Here is a 16,084-nt window from a genome sequence, read left to right as displayed (position 1 = left end):
ATTCCTTTTATTTTTAAAAGAAAAAGGCACCAAATAAATTGATGCCTTGTGTTCGTTTTGGAAGACTTTATCCTTTTATACTCTCAGGGTTATAGCCTAAATACGGAACTTCTTTTTCAACAAAAGTAATTCCGTAATCTTCTAATTCTTTTAAAATTGGTTCGTACACCTCTTTGTTAATCGGTAATTGAACTCCAGGAGTTGTGATGTCACCGTTTAAAATACGTACCGTAGCCATAGCTACAGGTAAGCCAACAGTTTTTGCCATAGCAGTATAGGTTTGATCATCACCTTTAATAACCATGCTACTTTCTATTTGATGATTTTCCTCCTTGTATTGATACCCAAAAATATGATGCATTACAATCATATCTTTATCCTCAGCTTCAAGAGTCCAAGAATCCATCAATATTTTTTGTAAAATTTCAGCAGGGGTAGCGTTTTTCAAGCCTACTTTTTTGTTCGGATTGAAGATGTCTAACTCTACAAATTTATCCCACATTAAATCATCTTGATCAATCTTTGCATACGAACGGAATTTTAATTCAACAGAATCTGAAGGAGAATAGGCTAAGAAAAGATTTGTAAAATCACGATAGCTCATGTTTTCAGAATCTTCAATAGTGTATGTATCATCAGTCATTCCTAACTGGACAAAAACATTCCAAGCACGAGAAAAACCAACTTTACGAATAGTTCCACGATACATGGTTTTAATATCTTCTAAACCATAAATACTTCTATACTTTAAAGAATCACGGTTTGCATACGCTTCAAATCTTCCACTGCCATTAATAGTTAAAAATTCAGTTCTTCTAAATAATTTTTGATATGGAATATACTTATAGGTTCCTTCTTGAATAAACATTGAAGCTCCACCTTGACCAGCTAATACTACATTTCTTGGGTTCCAAGTAAATTTATAATTCCATAAGTTGGTATCGCTTTCAGGAGCTACTAATCCACCACAAAAAGATTCAAATAATAGCATTTTTCCTCCTTGTTCTTTTATACGATCAATAACTTGCATAGCACTCATGTGGTCAATTCCTGGATCCAGACCAATTTCGTTCATAAATACTAAACCTTTAGCTTTAGCTTCTTCATCTAAAGCTTTCATTTCATCAGAAATATAAGACGCAGTAACCATGTGTTTTCCATAAGTAATACAATCTTTAGCTACTTCAATATGAAAACGAGCAGGTAACATTGAAATAACAATGTCAGCTTTTTGAATTGCATTTGAGCGCTCTTCAGCATTAAAAACATCTAGCTGTATTGCTGTAGCACTTGAATGATTGTGAATTTTAGATTGAGCGCTTTCTAACGAAACATCACCAATAGTTATATGTAGGTTTTCTTGTGAAGATTTATCCAATAAATATTTTATAAGTGAAGAGCTCGATCTACCAGCACCAATAATCAATATGTTTCTCATTTATAATTATTTTTGTTGTGTATAAAATTTGAGGCGACAATATCGCTAAAAAAGTTTAAATTTAAACAAAAATTAAAATAATGTATAAAAATTTAACAATAGCTGCAGTCTTGGGAATGATTGCTGTGATTTTAGGTGCCTTCGGAGCTCATGCTTTAAAAACAAAATTAACACTAGAAGCCCTCGAGAGTTTTGAAACTGCTGTACGTTATCAGTTTTTTCATGTGTTTTTATTACTTTTTGTAAATATGTTTACTGAGCTTACTAACAAAGAAAAAAACAGAATTAGTTATTTTTTAATAGCTGGGATTTTATTGTTTTCTGGGTCTATATATTTAATTTACTTAGCGAATGTTCCTGCAAAAGCAATTTGGTTTGTAACGCCGTTAGGAGGAGTGTTATTAATCGTTGGTTGGAGCCTTTTAGCATATAGCTTTTTTAAAAAAGTTATTAAAGGTTAAAGTTGATAAAATCATTTAATGATATAGCTGTTTAATCAAAAAGAACTATTTTTGTCCAAAATTAAACACAACTAAAATCTTTTAAGATGACAAATCTTGATACGAAAACGATATCGTTAGATAACTTAGGCATAAAAGACGCTACGGTTCGTTATCAATTAACTTCAGACGAGTTACACGACATCACTATTGAAAAAGAACAAGGAGTAGAAACCAGTTTTGGAGCATTAGCTGTTAAAACAGGTGAGTTCACAGGACGTTCTCCAATGGATCGTTTTATTGTTAAAGACGATATAACTAAAGACCAAGTTTGGTGGGGAGATATTAATATTCCTTTCGATTCAGAAAAATTTGACAAGCTATACGATAAAGTAACTAATTATTTATCTAACAAAGAAGTATTTGTACGTGATAGTTATGCATGTGCAGACGAAGATTATAAATTAAATATTCGTGTTGTAAATGAATACCCTTGGAGTAACATGTTTGCGCACAATATGTTTTTACGTCCTACCGCAGAGGAGTTAAAAAACTTTTCTCCAGAGTGGACAGTAGTAAACGCTCCAGGTTTTATGGCAGATCCTGAAGTGGATGGAACACGCCAACATAACTTTGCTATTTTAAACTTTACTAGAAAAGTAGCGTTAATTGGTGGTACAGGATACACAGGGGAAATTAAAAAAGGAATTTTCTCTGCATTAAACTTTATTTTACCTGTATTCAAAAACACGTTACCAATGCATTGTTCTGCAAACGTTGGTAAAGATGGTGATACAGCTATTTTCTTTGGATTATCAGGAACAGGTAAAACTACATTATCTACCGATCCAAACCGTAGTTTAATTGGTGATGACGAGCATGGTTGGACTGCTGAAAACACAATCTTTAACTTTGAAGGAGGATGTTATGCAAAAGTAATTGACTTATCTCAAGAGAAAGAGCCAGAAATTTACGGAGCAATTAAAAGAGGAGCGATCCTTGAAAACATTGTGATGGATGATAAAGGAAATGTAGATTTTCATGATACATCAATTACACAAAATACTCGTGTAAGTTATCCTATTTATCACATTGAAAATATTCAAAAACCATCTAAAGGTGCAAACCCAAAGAATATTTTCTTCTTAACAGCAGATGCTTTTGGAGTACTGCCTCCAATCTCTAAATTAACACCAGGGCAGGCAGCATATCACTTTATTTCTGGGTACACAGCAAAAGTAGCAGGTACAGAGGCTGGAATTAACGAACCATTACCAAGTTTCTCAGCTTGTTTTGGAGCTCCATTTATGCCATTACACCCAACGCGTTACGCTGAAATGTTAAGTAAGAAAATGCAAGAAGCAGGTGTAAACGTTTGGTTAATTAATACTGGATGGACAGGTGGTGCTTACGGTACTGGTAGCAGAATGAAATTAAAGTATACTCGTGCTATGATTACAGAAGCTTTAGAAGGTAATTTAGAAAATGTTGAATTTGTACAACACCCAATTTTTGGATTATCAATGCCAACTACTTGTGAAAATGTTCCTGATGAAGTATTAAATCCAAAGCAAACATGGGCAGACAAAGATGCTTATGATGCAAAAGCTATGGAATTAGCGAATTCATTTAGAAAGAACTTTGCTCAGTTTGAAGAAATGGCAAGCGAGGAAATTATTAAAGGAGGACCAATAGCGTAACCTTAAAAAAAATATACTTATCAAAAAAGCATCCGTTACGGGTGCTTTTTTTGTGAAAAATACTCAGTACTTTAGCAATAAATAAATTTTAGCATGATTGTACAGGGAAATATAGTCGATATTCAAAACAAACGAATATTTAAAGGAGAAGTTGAGGTTAAAGAAGGAAAGATTACACAAATTAGAGCAGTAGAACATACTGTAGAAAACTATATTTTACCTGGATTTGTAGACGCACATATTCATATTGAAAGTTCAATGTTAGTGCCTTCAGAATTTGCTAAAATAGCCGTAACACACGGTACGGTAGCAACGGTGTCTGATCCGCATGAAATAGCCAATGTGCTAGGGGTAAAAGGGGTTGATTTTATGATTGAAAACGGAAAGAAAGTCCCGTTGAAATTCAATTTTGGAGCACCATCATGCGTGCCAGCGACTTCTTTTGAAAGTGCAGGAGCAGTAATTGATTCAGAAGACATAAAAAAAATGATGGAGAATCCTGATATCAAATATTTAGCAGAAATGATGAATTATCCGGGGGTTATTTATCAAGATGAAGAAGTGTTGCAAAAAATAGCTTGGGCAAAACATTACAACAAACCTGTAGATGGTCATGCACCTGGACTACGTGGAGAAGATTTAGATAAATACATAGCGGCAGGAATTTATACCGACCACGAATGCTTTACCTATGAAGAAGGATTGGAGAAGTTAGAAAAAGGGATGAAAGTCATTATCCGTGAAGGAAGTGCTGCAAAAAACTTTGAAGCATTAATTGATTTACTACCTGAGCATTATGAGAACATGATGTTCTGTTCCGATGATAAACATCCCGATGATTTGTTATTAGGACATATTAACCAATTATGTGAGCGCGCAGTAGCGAAAGAAATAGATGTTTTTAAAGTATTGCAAGCAGCCTGTATAAACCCAGTAGAGCATTACAATTTGGATGTTGGGATTTTAAACGAAGGAGATGATGCTGATTTTATTGTGGTGAAAGATTTACAAAAGTTTGAAGTACTACAAACGTATATTAATGGTGAATTAGTAGCTGAGAAAGGAAAATCATTTGTAGAGCATGTAGATTTTGAAGTGTTGAATAATTTTGACACTGATGCAAAAAACGTTTCCGATTTTGAATTCCATTCAGCATCTGAAAAGATTCGAGTGATAGAAGCTCTAGATGGAGAATTAGTGACGAATGAAATTGAAGCAGATTCGTTGATAAAAGATGGAAATTTAGTTTCAGATGTAGCAAACGATGTGCTAAAAATGACGGTAGTAAATCGTTATCAAAATGCGGAGCCTTCGATTGCGTTTATCAAAAACTTCGGATTAAAAGAAGGAGCAATAGCAAGTTCTGTAGGGCATGATTCTCATAATATTATCGCTGTCGGTGTATCGGATGAATTGATTTGTAAGGCAGTAAATTTATTGATTGAAAATAAAGGAGGGGTTTGTGCTGTAACATCTTCTGAAGAAAAAGTTGTTCCGCTTCCTGTGGCAGGAATCATGTCAGATAAACCAGCTGTTGAAATAGGAAAAGCCTATGCAGAATTGGATGCGATGGCAAAACAACTAGGTAGCAAATTACGAGCTCCGTACATGACCTTATCTTTTATGGCGTTGTTGGTAATTCCATCCTTAAAACTATCAGACAAAGGCTTGTTTGATGGGAACACATTTAAATTTACTTCTTTAGAAGTTAAATAAACGAGAGTTTGAAGACAGAAAAAATTATATTAGGGATTGACCCAGGAACTTCCATTATGGGATTTGGAATTATAAAGGTAGTAGGTAAAAAGATGGAATTTGTTCAAATGAACGAATTGCTCTTAAAAAAATATGACGATCATTATTTAAAACTCAAAATTATTTTTGAACGTACCATTGAATTGATTGACACTTATCATCCAGATGAAATAGCGTTGGAAGCTCCTTTTTATGGGAAGAATGTACAATCCATGTTGAAATTAGGGCGTGCACAAGGAGTAGCCATGGCAGCAGGATTGTCAAGACAAATACCAGTAACCGAGTATGCGCCCAAGAAAATAAAAATGGCCATTACAGGAAAAGGAACTTCAAGTAAAGAACAGGTAGCCTTAATGTTAAAATCGTTATTGAATTTAAAAGTGCTACCTAAAAACTTAGATGCAACGGATGGTTTAGCAGCTGCGGTATGTCATTTTTATAATTCAGGGACTAAAGTAGGAGGTAAGAACTATACAGGTTGGGCTGCGTTTGTAAAACAGAATGAAAGTAGAGTAAAGAAAAGCTAATTAATTGTATAAGAAAAATGAGTTTTATTAAATTCTCCCCGATAAAGAGTAAAGATGAAGACCTTTTCAATTTTAGTCATTATGCTAAAAAAGTTCAAAGAATACTGCAGAATAATTCTAATAATGTAGAACCTCTTACGGTAGGGGTTTATGGAAAATGGGGAGAAGGAAAGACTTCTTTTTTAAATCTTTTAGAGAAACAAATTGATGTATGGAAAGAAAAGAAAGAAAATCAGAAAGGGATTTTAACATATCATTTTAACCCTTGGAGATATGGTTCAGAAGATGAAATGCTATTTGATTTTTTTGACGGGCTTTCTAAATTAATGTTTTTAAAAAAGGAAAGTGTACTTCAGAAAATAGGGAAACAGTTAGTTAAATATAGTAGATATGCAAAAGCAATTAAGTTTTCTGCTTCAGTAGGTTTCAATTCTAGCAATAAAATTGGATCTACATTTGAAGTTAGCGAAATAATGAAGGCTATGGGAGAAGATTTTATTGAGAAAGAAATAACCTTAGTAAGCCTAATTAAAGAGATTAATGAGAAATTAAACGAATCGAATTATAAAATAATCGTTTTTATTGATGATATTGATAGGTTAGATAAAGATGAAATATATACTATTTTAAAGTTGATAAAATTAAATGCTAGTTTTAATAACTTTATTTACGTAGTTGCTTTAGATGAAGGGTATGTTTCAAAAGCTATAAGAAAGAGATATGGAGATAATATTGAAGATGGAAAATTATTTCTAGAAAAAATAATTAATATACCTGTACACTTACCCAAAATAGAAAAGCAAGATTACAAACATTTTTTTAATATAAAGTTAAAAGAAGTTGTAGATAATTTAAACCTTTTTGAACGGGAAGAAGAGATTAGTGAAATAAGACAAGAATTTAAACATTACTACTTTAAGAATGCACGAGAGATTATAAAAGTGTTAAATAGTTTTTTTATAAGTGTTTTTGCTATAGGAGAAGAAGTCAATTTAAGAGATTTGTTTTGGGTGGATTATTTAAAGATAGTAGACGCTGAAGTTTATAACCATATTAAGGAATATATACATTACAATATAAACAAAAGATTAATTGTTAAAGCTAATTTATTTGGAGGGATAGGGGCTTTAAATACTGATTATAAGGTGCTCAGAAAAGAATCAAGTGAAATTGTTGGTTTTTTATTTCCTGATAGGTATAATGATGTATTAAAGCAAAAATTAGAGGAGGATGAAGGGTATGTAAAATTAGTACAAAAGGAATCAAGAATAAACTCTAGAGAGCATTTTGAGAAGTATTTTTCGTATCATACCATCAGAAAAATTTCTAATGTAGAAAGGAAAAAAATAATTCAAAATATAAGAGATAAAGATGTAGGAAGGTTAAAGGAAAATTTTGTTTATGTGAGAGATAATAGAGGTATAGAGGTCTATCATTTCTACGGTTTAGTAGAAGATTTAATTAACGAACAAGAAATTGATTATATTTTCTTCTATGATTTTTTACTTACAAATTTGGAGTTATTACCTGAAAAAGAAATCGATGTTTTTGGGTTATCTTATCAATTAAGAATAATTGAATTAATAGCTTCTATATTGGATAAGAAAGAAGATGAAATTAATATTGTTAGTTTAGCTGAAAAGCTAAACGTTTCTGATTTATGTTATTTTACTAGGAAAATAAAGATAAAAAGTAAAGTTAGGGAAGATTTAAACAAATCAATAGGTAAAAAAGCAGAAGAAGAGTTTATAGGAAAAAATATACCCTTTTTCTATGAGGTTGAAAATCATACAAACAAAATGGTGATGTTTTATTGGAAAATGCATGATAATAAGTCTTTCATGAATTACATAGAGCATAATATTGATACAATGGAGAGTGTTAAAAAGTTGATTAGAAACTTCCCAGCTTTTTGGAATAATGAGTATCATGGGAACTTGGAAGAGCAAAACTATCAATACATGAAAGAACTTGTTGATGTTGAAAAACTTTATGATAGAATAAAAAGCCTAGAACCTGATTTACTAAAAATAGACAACCTCATAGATCTTTTCGTTGACGAAACTGTATCAGAAGATAAAAATTTACAGCAGTTCATTTATTGGTATCAAAAAGAAAACGATTTACTAAATTAATTTGGCAGGAATTTATCTACATATCCCTTTTTGTAAGCAAGCATGTTATTATTGCGATTTTCACTTTTCTACTTTATTAAAAAAGAAAGAGGAGTTAGTTTATTGCTTGGTGAAAGAGCTAGAATTACGAAAGGAAGAGTTACAAAATGAAGAAATAGAAACCATCTATTTTGGAGGAGGAACACCGAGTTTGTTGTCGGTTGAAGAATTAAGGTTGTTGATAGATACTATTTATCAGAACTATACAGTAGTATCAAATCTAGAAATTACCTTAGAAGCAAATCCAGATGATTTATCAGAAGAAAAAATAATTGAATTATCTAAAACCCCTGTTAATCGCTTAAGCATAGGAATACAATCTTTTTTTGAAGAAGATTTACAATTGATGAATCGAGCTCATAATTCACAAGAAGCAAAAAACTGCTTGTCTGTCGCGACACGCTACTTTGATAATATTACTATTGATTTGATTTACGGAGTTCCGAATATGTGTAATGAACGTTGGAGAGAAAATCTGCAAACTGCTTTTGAGTTTGGAATCAATCATATTTCATCGTATGCGCTAACAGTAGAGCCCAAAACAGTGTTAGATTCGTTTATAAAACAAGGAAAGTATCCTGATGTAGACGAAGCTGTAGCTAAAGAACATTTTGATATTCTGGTAGTAGAAACCGCTAAAAATGGATTTGTTCACTACGAAATTTCCAACTTTGGAAAACCTAATTATTTTTCAAAACACAATACAAGTTACTGGCTAGGGAAAAAATATATAGGCATTGGTCCATCAGCACACTCGTTTAATAAAACACACCGTAGTTGGAATGTAGCTAACAATGCAAAATATATAAAAGCAATTCAAGAAGGAAAACTCCCTTTAGAAGAAGAAAAACTCACTAAGAAAGATCAGTTTAATGAATATTTAATGACAGGATTAAGAACCATTTGGGGAGTGTCGTTAGAGAAAATTGAGGAGGATTTCGGGGAAGAGTTTAGAAAAAACCTCCTTAAAAATGCTAAGAAATTTATCCAGCAAGGGCTACTAGTCATTACAAATGAAGTTTTGAAGACTACAGAAAAAGGAAAGTTCTTAGCAGATGGATTGGCTTCCGAATTATTTATTATTTAAGTATATTTGAGTATGATTGCAACAATTGAATACAACTCAAGAAAATACAAAATAGATTTATCAAAACCACTAGACATTTCAATAGCAATTGATACCTCAAAAGAAAATATAAATGCATGGTATCTTGATGATCCTAAAATTTTTCCTGTTTCAGATGGGAATTGGATTGGAAGTGTACAACAAGGAGCTGATGTAAATTTTAATAACATACAGTTTAATCCGCACTCACATATTACACATACTGAATGTGTGGGGCATATAACAGAAGAAGTTTATTCAGTAAACAAAGAACTATCAAAATTTTTCTTCTTAGCAGAAGTAGTGACTATTGCTCCTGAGCAGTTAAAAAATAAGGACTTTGTAATTTCAAAAAAACAATTACAAAATGTTTTAGGAAACAAAAAGCGTGATGCAATTGTAATCAGAACCTTACCAAACCTTTCAGACAAAAAATCGATGCGTTATTCAAACACAAATCCAACCTATTTGTTAGAAGAAGGTGCTATATACTTAAAAGAAAAAGGAATAGAACATTTACTAATTGATTTACCATCGGTAGACAAAGAAAAAGACGAAGGAAAATTGTTAGCACATAATGCTTTTTGGGATACACAAGGAGAAATTAGAATGCAGGCAACAATAACAGAATTTATATATGTACCTAATAAAATAGAGGATGGAACTTACTTTTTGAACCTTATGATAGCACCATTTGAAAATGATGCTACTCCAAGTAAGCCAATTCTTTATAAATTGTGTTAATTGTTATGATAAAAACAAACTACTGAAAAGTTTTAGATAAGCATGCTTTTCTGAATATTTAAAATAGAATAGTTTATTGATGTTACTTAGTAAATGTTTCTTTTTAGGGATCTCTATCTGTTCGGCGAGATTTACTTTATGTTTCACTTACACTTCAAAGATAATGTAGATATTAAAGTGAAAATAAAAAATAAGATTAAAAGAGTGTTACTGTAGACGAATGGTTAAAAGTAAACTTTTAAGCGTGTAAAAACTATTAAAAAAAATAAAAAATAAAATTTTTGTAGAAACAATTTGTTTTTTTATAAATTTACAGCCGTAGAATTAAAGTAATGACAATTTTTAATACATATAAGCAATGTAAATCGACTGTGGTAAGACACAAAGACGATCGGGCAATGTATGTATTATAATTATGTTTACATAAAATATAACGATAATAAAAAGTCCGACTTCATAGTCGGACTTTTTATTTTTATATCAACATCAACACTAAAACCAAACCACATGAAAAAACTCTATTTTAATTATTTAGATACCTTTAAAGGTTTATCAATCGAAGTATGGTGGCTCGCTTTAATAACTCTAATAAACAGGGCAGGTACAATGGTAATTCCGTTTATGTCTTTGTATTTAAGAGAAAGTTTACAGTTTACTTTAAAAGATGTAGGTTGGATTATGACTTGCTTTGGATTAGGTTCTGTTGTAGGCTCTTGGTTGGGAGGAAAATTAGCAGATAAAATAGGTTTTTACAAGGTAATGAAAACCAGTTTGTTTTTAACAGGATTACTCTTTGTATCCTTACAATTTGTAGAAACTTTCTGGGGGTTTTGTATTGGTATCTTTTTGGTGATGCTAGTAGCAGATACTTTTAGACCCGCTATGTTTGTAGCCTTAAATACTTATAGTAAACCAGAAAATAAAACACGTTCAATAACCTTAATCCGTCTGGCAATTAACTTGGGTTTTTCTGCAGGTCCAGCAGTTGGAGGATTAATAATTACCTCAATGGGGTATAGCGGGCTGTTTTGGGTAGATGGAGTTACTTGTGTTTTAGCAACTTTATTATTGATAAATGTATTACATCCTAAAAAAGCAAGAGTGTTAGATGAAGTAAAGGTAGAAAATCCAAAGTCGATTTTTTCAGATAAGGCTTTTTGGATATTTTTTGTAGGAATGTTTGTGTTCGGGTTTATTTTTTTACAATATTTCTCTACCATGCCATTATATTATAAAGATATACATCATTTAACAGAGTTAGAAATAGGACTGTTAATGGGCATGAACGGTTTTTTCATTTTCCTATTAGAAATGCCGCTGATTACTTGGTTAGAAAAAAGTAAGTATACTAAAGAATTCTTAATGTTTTTTGGCTTATCACTTACAGGATTAAGTTTTGTAGTAATCAATTTAACAGGTTGGGCTGGAATTTTAATTGTAGGAATGTTGTTAATGACTATTGGAGAAATGATAGCTTTCCCTTTTTCAAACGCCTTTGTAATGGAACGAGCCAAAAAAGGAAATCAAGGAGAATATATGGCGTATTATAGTATTGCATTTTCTATGTCGCATATTTTCGGACACAATTCTGGAATGCAATTAATTGATAATATTGGATTTGATAATACATGGAATTTTATGATTGTATTATCGGGAATAGGAGTATTATTTTTATTAATGTTAATACGAATTGTAAAAAGAGAGAAAGTAATCGCATGGACTTAAATCAAGTAACAATTCCGTCTATAGATGTAAATGAATCTGTAATATTTTATAAAAAACTAGGCTTGCTTCTCATTGTAGATGCAAGCCCTAGATATGTCCGATTTGAAGTGCCAGATGGTAATACAACTTTCTCAATTCATCAAGTAGAGAAGCTGCCTAAAGGAGAGGGTGTTACATTGTATTTTGAAGATGAAAATTTAGATGAATTAGTAGAGAAACTACAAGAAAAGGGAGTTCAATTCACCCAATTACCCAAAGATCAAACATGGTTATGGAGAGAAGCCCATTTGTTAGATCCAGATGGTAATAAATTAATTCTGTTTAAAGCAGGAGAACACAGAAAAAATCCGCCTTGGCGAATCGATTAAGAAATAGAAGTTTTTATCTTTGAATGTTTAATAAGAAAGCAGAAAATATGAATATACAAGACGCACAAAAACAGGTAGATGATTGGATTAAAAATCACGGAGTACGTTACTTTAATGAGTTAACAAATATGGCGCAACTAACAGAAGAAGTTGGAGAGGTTGCTCGAATTATTGCGCGTCGTTATGGAGAGCAAAGTGAAAAAGAAAGTGATAAAAACAAAGATTTAGGAGAAGAATTGGCCGATGTAATGTTTGTAGTGTTGTGTTTAGCAAATCAAACAGGCGTAAATTTGCAAGAAGCCTTTGATAAGAAGTTGGATATTAAAACTAAAAGAGATCACGATCGTCATCACAATAACAAAAAACTACAATAAATGAGTCTCATTAATAATATACAAAAAGGAAGTTTTTGGATTAATGTTTTAAAAGTAGGAACTCCTTTTTTAATAATCGTAGCGGTATTTTCTTTATTATTTAAAACAGGAGGGGCTATTTTTTCAGGAGACTTTGAAACTGTGTACAATGTACATTTCGCAAATAAACAGTGGATTCGTTTTTGGTTGAGCAAAATAGTAATCGCACTTATTTATAGTGTATACATTGTAAATAAAAAAACGAAATAGTTTTTTATGGATTTAAGATTAAAAACTGAAGAATTTAATTCAGGTACTCACATAACCATTTCAGGTTCAAAAAGTGAATCGAATAGATTGTTGATTTTACAGCAATTATATTCAGGTTTACGGATAGAAAATTTATCAGATTCTGACGATACACACCATTTACAAGGAGCGTTAACCTCTGATGATATAGTTGCAGATATTGGACATGCAGGAACTGCGATGCGCTTTTTAACTGCTTTTTTTGCAACACAAGAAGGCGTTACAAAAATATTGCAAGGATCAGACCGCATGCATAATCGACCGATTGAAATTTTGGTTAATGCGCTCCGTGATTTAGGAGCAACTATAGAGTACGTTGAAAAAGAAGGATACCCGCCACTTAAAATATCAGGGAAAAAACTAGCAAAGGATAAGGTTTCGATTAATGGAAATGTAAGTAGTCAATATATTTCAGCATTAATGTTAATTGCTCCAGGTTTACAAAACGGATTAGAGATTGAGTTAATAGGTGAAATAACGTCTGTCCCATACATCAATATGACCTTACAGCTATTACATCAATTGAAGGTTGAAGCTGAGTTTAAAGGACAGGTTATTAAAATAAAACCTAAATTAACTTTAGAGAAACAAACAGTTGTAGTTGAGTCTGATTGGAGTTCAGCGTCTTATTTTTATTCGATTATAGCGTTGAGTAAAGTAGGTTCCTTTGTGAAATTATCAGCGTATAAAAAAGATAGTTTGCAAGGAGATAGTTGCTTGGAAAAAATTTATAAACAATTTGGAGTAACGACTACTTTTAAAGACAACTCAATTCTTTTAACCAAAGAAAAAGAACATAGTTCAGCTGTATTGAAAGAAAATTTAAAAAATGCACCAGATATAGCCCAAACTATTGCAGTTACATGTTTCGGATTAGGTGTTGCTTGTGATTTAACAGGGCTACATACCTTAAAAATTAAAGAGACTGATCGTTTAGAAGCATTACGTGAAGAGTTAACAAAATTAGGAGCAGATATTTCTGTTACTAATGAAAGTTTACACTTAAAATCATCTATAAAAATTAAAGAGAATATTCAAATAGCCACTTATAATGATCACCGTATGGCAATGGCATTTGCTCCGTTAGCATTAAAAGTTTCCATAGAAATTTTAGAAGCAGAAGTAGTAACTAAATCGTATAGAAGTTTTTGGAAAGATATGCTGAGTGTAGGAATTCAGAATGTTACCATAAAATAATAGGGCAATAGCTTGACAACCCCTATGTTGAAATTGTATATTTGCCACCGTTAAGAAAATTTTACAAATGAAATTATCAAATTTTAATTTTGAATTGCCAAAAGAATTATTGGCAGAATATCCTTCAGAGCATAGAGATGAAGCACGATTAATGGTATTGCACCGTGACACACAAAAAATCGAGCATAAACTATTTAAAGATTTAATCGATTATTTTGATGAAGGAGATGTAATGATGTTGAACAATACGAAAGTTTTTCCAGCTCGTATGTACGGGAACAAGGAAAAAACAGGAGCCCGTATTGAAGTATTTTTATTACGTGAATTAAATGCTGAAAATCGTTTGTGGGATGTATTAGTAGATCCAGCAAGAAAAATAAGAATAGGTAATAAATTATTCTTTGGAGACGATGAAAGTTTAGTAGCTGAAGTTATTGACAATACTACTTCACGAGGTAGAACATTACGTTTCTTATTTGATGGACCTTACGATGAATTTAGAAAAAAATTAATTGAGTTAGGAGAAACTCCATTACCAAAATACATAAAACGTGAGGTAGAGCCAGAAGATGAAGATCGTTACCAAACTATTTTTGCTAAGCACGAAGGAGCAGTAGCAGCACCAACAGCAGGATTACACTTCTCTAAGCACTTAATGAAACGATTAGAAATTAAAGGAGTAGATTTTGCTGAAACAACATTGCATGTAGGTTTAGGTACATTTAATCCAGTTGAGGTTGAAGATTTATCTAAGCACAAAATGGATTCTGAGCAAATTATTATCCCACAAGCTAGTGCAGATATTGTAAATAATGCTATAGCCAACAAAAAAAGAGTATGTGCAATTGGAACTACTGTAATGAGAACTATAGAATCATCTGTTTCTTCAAGCAATCAATTAAACGCTTTTGAAGGATGGACGAATAAGTTTATTTTTCCTCCTTATGATTTTAGTATAGCTAACTCTATGGTAACGAATTTTCATACGCCTAAATCTACATTGTTAATGATGGTTTCTGCATTTGCAGGGCACGATTTTATTATGGAAGCATACCATGAAGCAATTAAAGAAAAATATAAATTTTACTCGTACGGAGATGCGATGTTAATTTTATAAAACAGTTTTTAAACCATTTACAAAACCTCACAAGTTACTTGTGAGGTTTTGTGTATTTTTGTACCTGATGATGATAGTAAAGAAAAAAGACATACGTGCATTAACCAAAGAACAACTCCGTGACTTTTTTGTTGAAAACGGAGATAAAGCCTTTCGAGGTAACCAAGTATATGAATGGTTATGGCATAAAGCAGCACATTCGTTTGATGATATGACAAGTTTATCTAAAGTAACAAGAAAAATGCTTGATGAGAACTTTGTAATCAATCATATTGAAGTTGATACAATGCAGCGTAGTAATGATGGTACTATAAAAAATGCAATTAAACTTCATGACGGATTAATTGTAGAGTCAGTTTTAATTCCTACAGAAAAACGTACTACAGCTTGTGTATCTAGTCAAGTAGGATGTAGTTTAGATTGTAAATTTTGTGCAACAGCTCGTTTAAAACGTATGCGTAATTTAAATGCGGATGAAATTTACGATCAAGTTGTAGCAATTGATAAACAAAGTAGGTTATACCATAATCATAAATTGTCAAATATTGTTTTTATGGGAATGGGAGAACCTTTAATGAATTACAATAACGTAATTAAAGCTATTGATAAAATAACTTCAGAAGAAGGCTTGGGAATGGCAGCTCGAAGAATTACCGTATCAACTTCTGGTGTGCCTAAAATGATTAAAAAAATGGCAGATGATGAAGTACGTTTTAATTTAGCAGTTTCATTACACTCCGCTATTGATGAGGTTCGAACATCTATTATGCCATTTAATGCTACTTTTCCATTAAAAGATCTAAGGGAATCTTTGGAGTATTGGTATGAAAAGACTAAACGAAAAATAACATATGAGTACGTTGTTTGGAATGGAATTAACGATCGAAAAGAAGATATTGATGCCTTGGTGCAATTCTGCAAATATGTTCCGTGTAAGGTTAATTTAATTGAGTACAATCCAATAGATGACGGAGAGTTTCAACAAGCATCAGATAGAGCTTTAAACAATTATATTTCTAATCTTGAAATGAACGATATTGTGGTAAATGTGCGTCGTTCTAGAGGAAAAGATATTGATGCTGCTTGTGGGCAATTAGCTAATAAATCTTAGTACTCTATAAATAGAAAAGCA

Annotated in this window: 15 protein-coding genes; 14 read left to right on the top strand and 1 reads right to left on the bottom strand. The window is 31.9% G+C overall.

Annotated elements, in window-relative coordinates; all coding sequences use genetic code 11:
* Window positions 1–67: 67 nt before the first annotated feature.
* Window positions 68–1,438 carry a saccharopine dehydrogenase family protein gene (locus ACXIHB_RS07245; protein ID WP_047788578.1) on the bottom strand — a complete coding sequence of 457 codons (1,371 nt, stop codon included), beginning with the start codon at window positions 1,436–1,438 and terminating at the stop codon, window positions 68–70.
* An 80-nt stretch (window positions 1,439–1,518) separates the two neighbouring features.
* On the opposite strand from ACXIHB_RS07245, the gene ACXIHB_RS07240 reads away from it, so the two are divergent.
* The 14 genes from ACXIHB_RS07240 (at window position 1,519) to rlmN (ending at window position 16,063) form a co-directional block, all read left to right on the top strand.
* Window positions 1,519–1,899, top strand: coding sequence for a DUF423 domain-containing protein (locus ACXIHB_RS07240; RefSeq protein ID WP_047788577.1), 381 nt, complete (start codon window positions 1,519–1,521; stop codon window positions 1,897–1,899).
* Window positions 1,900–1,985: 86 nt separating this feature from the next.
* Window positions 1,986–3,578 (top strand): phosphoenolpyruvate carboxykinase (ATP), encoded by a 1,593-nt coding sequence (gene pckA / locus ACXIHB_RS07235; protein ID WP_073181804.1) that lies wholly within the window; start codon window positions 1,986–1,988, stop codon window positions 3,576–3,578.
* Between the two features lie 93 nt (window positions 3,579–3,671).
* On the top strand, window positions 3,672–5,294 hold the full coding sequence (ade, locus tag ACXIHB_RS07230; RefSeq protein ID WP_462099274.1) for an adenine deaminase: 1,623 nt from the start codon (window positions 3,672–3,674) through the stop codon (window positions 5,292–5,294).
* Window positions 5,295–5,302: 8 nt separating this feature from the next.
* The gene (ruvC, locus tag ACXIHB_RS07225; protein WP_173360521.1) at window positions 5,303–5,860 is read left to right on the top strand and encodes a crossover junction endodeoxyribonuclease RuvC; all 558 of its coding nucleotides are present in this window, start codon (window positions 5,303–5,305) and stop codon (window positions 5,858–5,860) included.
* A gap of 17 nt (window positions 5,861–5,877) precedes the next feature.
* Complete coding sequence (locus ACXIHB_RS07220) at window positions 5,878–7,995, top strand: KAP family P-loop NTPase fold protein (RefSeq protein ID WP_173360520.1); 2,118 nt, start codon at window positions 5,878–5,880, stop codon at window positions 7,993–7,995.
* Window position 7,996: 1 nt separating this feature from the next.
* The gene (gene hemW / locus ACXIHB_RS07215) at window positions 7,997–9,121 is read left to right on the top strand and encodes a radical SAM family heme chaperone HemW (RefSeq protein ID WP_462099273.1); all 1,125 of its coding nucleotides are present in this window, start codon (window positions 7,997–7,999) and stop codon (window positions 9,119–9,121) included.
* Window positions 9,122–9,133: 12 nt separating this feature from the next.
* On the top strand, window positions 9,134–9,883 hold the full coding sequence (locus tag ACXIHB_RS07210) for a cyclase family protein (protein ID WP_167713137.1): 750 nt from the start codon (window positions 9,134–9,136) through the stop codon (window positions 9,881–9,883).
* A 507-nt stretch (window positions 9,884–10,390) separates the two neighbouring features.
* Window positions 10,391–11,608 carry an MFS transporter gene (locus ACXIHB_RS07205; RefSeq protein WP_159613997.1) on the top strand — a complete coding sequence of 406 codons (1,218 nt, stop codon included), beginning with the start codon at window positions 10,391–10,393 and terminating at the stop codon, window positions 11,606–11,608.
* Window positions 11,599–11,976 carry a VOC family protein gene (locus ACXIHB_RS07200; protein WP_073181792.1) on the top strand — a complete coding sequence of 126 codons (378 nt, stop codon included), beginning with the start codon at window positions 11,599–11,601 and terminating at the stop codon, window positions 11,974–11,976. Before ACXIHB_RS07205 ends, ACXIHB_RS07200 begins: the two co-directional genes overlap by 10 nt.
* Window positions 11,977–12,023: 47 nt before the next feature.
* A complete protein-coding gene (locus tag ACXIHB_RS07195) occupies window positions 12,024–12,350 on the top strand; it encodes a nucleotide pyrophosphohydrolase (RefSeq protein WP_073182681.1) in 327 nt (108 codons plus the stop codon).
* Window positions 12,351–12,599 (top strand): hypothetical protein, encoded by a 249-nt coding sequence (locus ACXIHB_RS07190; RefSeq protein ID WP_073181790.1) that lies wholly within the window; start codon window positions 12,351–12,353, stop codon window positions 12,597–12,599.
* Between the two features lie 6 nt (window positions 12,600–12,605).
* A complete protein-coding gene (locus ACXIHB_RS07185; RefSeq protein ID WP_437823162.1) occupies window positions 12,606–13,835 on the top strand; it encodes a 3-phosphoshikimate 1-carboxyvinyltransferase in 1,230 nt (409 codons plus the stop codon).
* A gap of 67 nt (window positions 13,836–13,902) precedes the next feature.
* Window positions 13,903–14,952: a tRNA preQ1(34) S-adenosylmethionine ribosyltransferase-isomerase QueA gene (queA, locus tag ACXIHB_RS07180; protein ID WP_047788566.1), complete on the top strand. Its 1,050-nt coding sequence runs from the start codon at window positions 13,903–13,905 to the stop codon at window positions 14,950–14,952.
* A 70-nt stretch (window positions 14,953–15,022) separates the two neighbouring features.
* Entirely contained in the window at window positions 15,023–16,063 is a 1,041-nt protein-coding gene (gene rlmN, locus ACXIHB_RS07175) for a dual-specificity RNA methyltransferase RlmN (RefSeq protein WP_172644833.1), read from the top strand.
* Window positions 16,064–16,084: the final 21 nt, after the last annotated feature.

It is taken from the genome of Tenacibaculum sp. IMCC1, assembly GCF_054906355.1.
The sequence above is the reverse complement of the archived record's forward strand: the minus strand, read 5'-3'. Positions and strand labels throughout refer to the sequence as shown.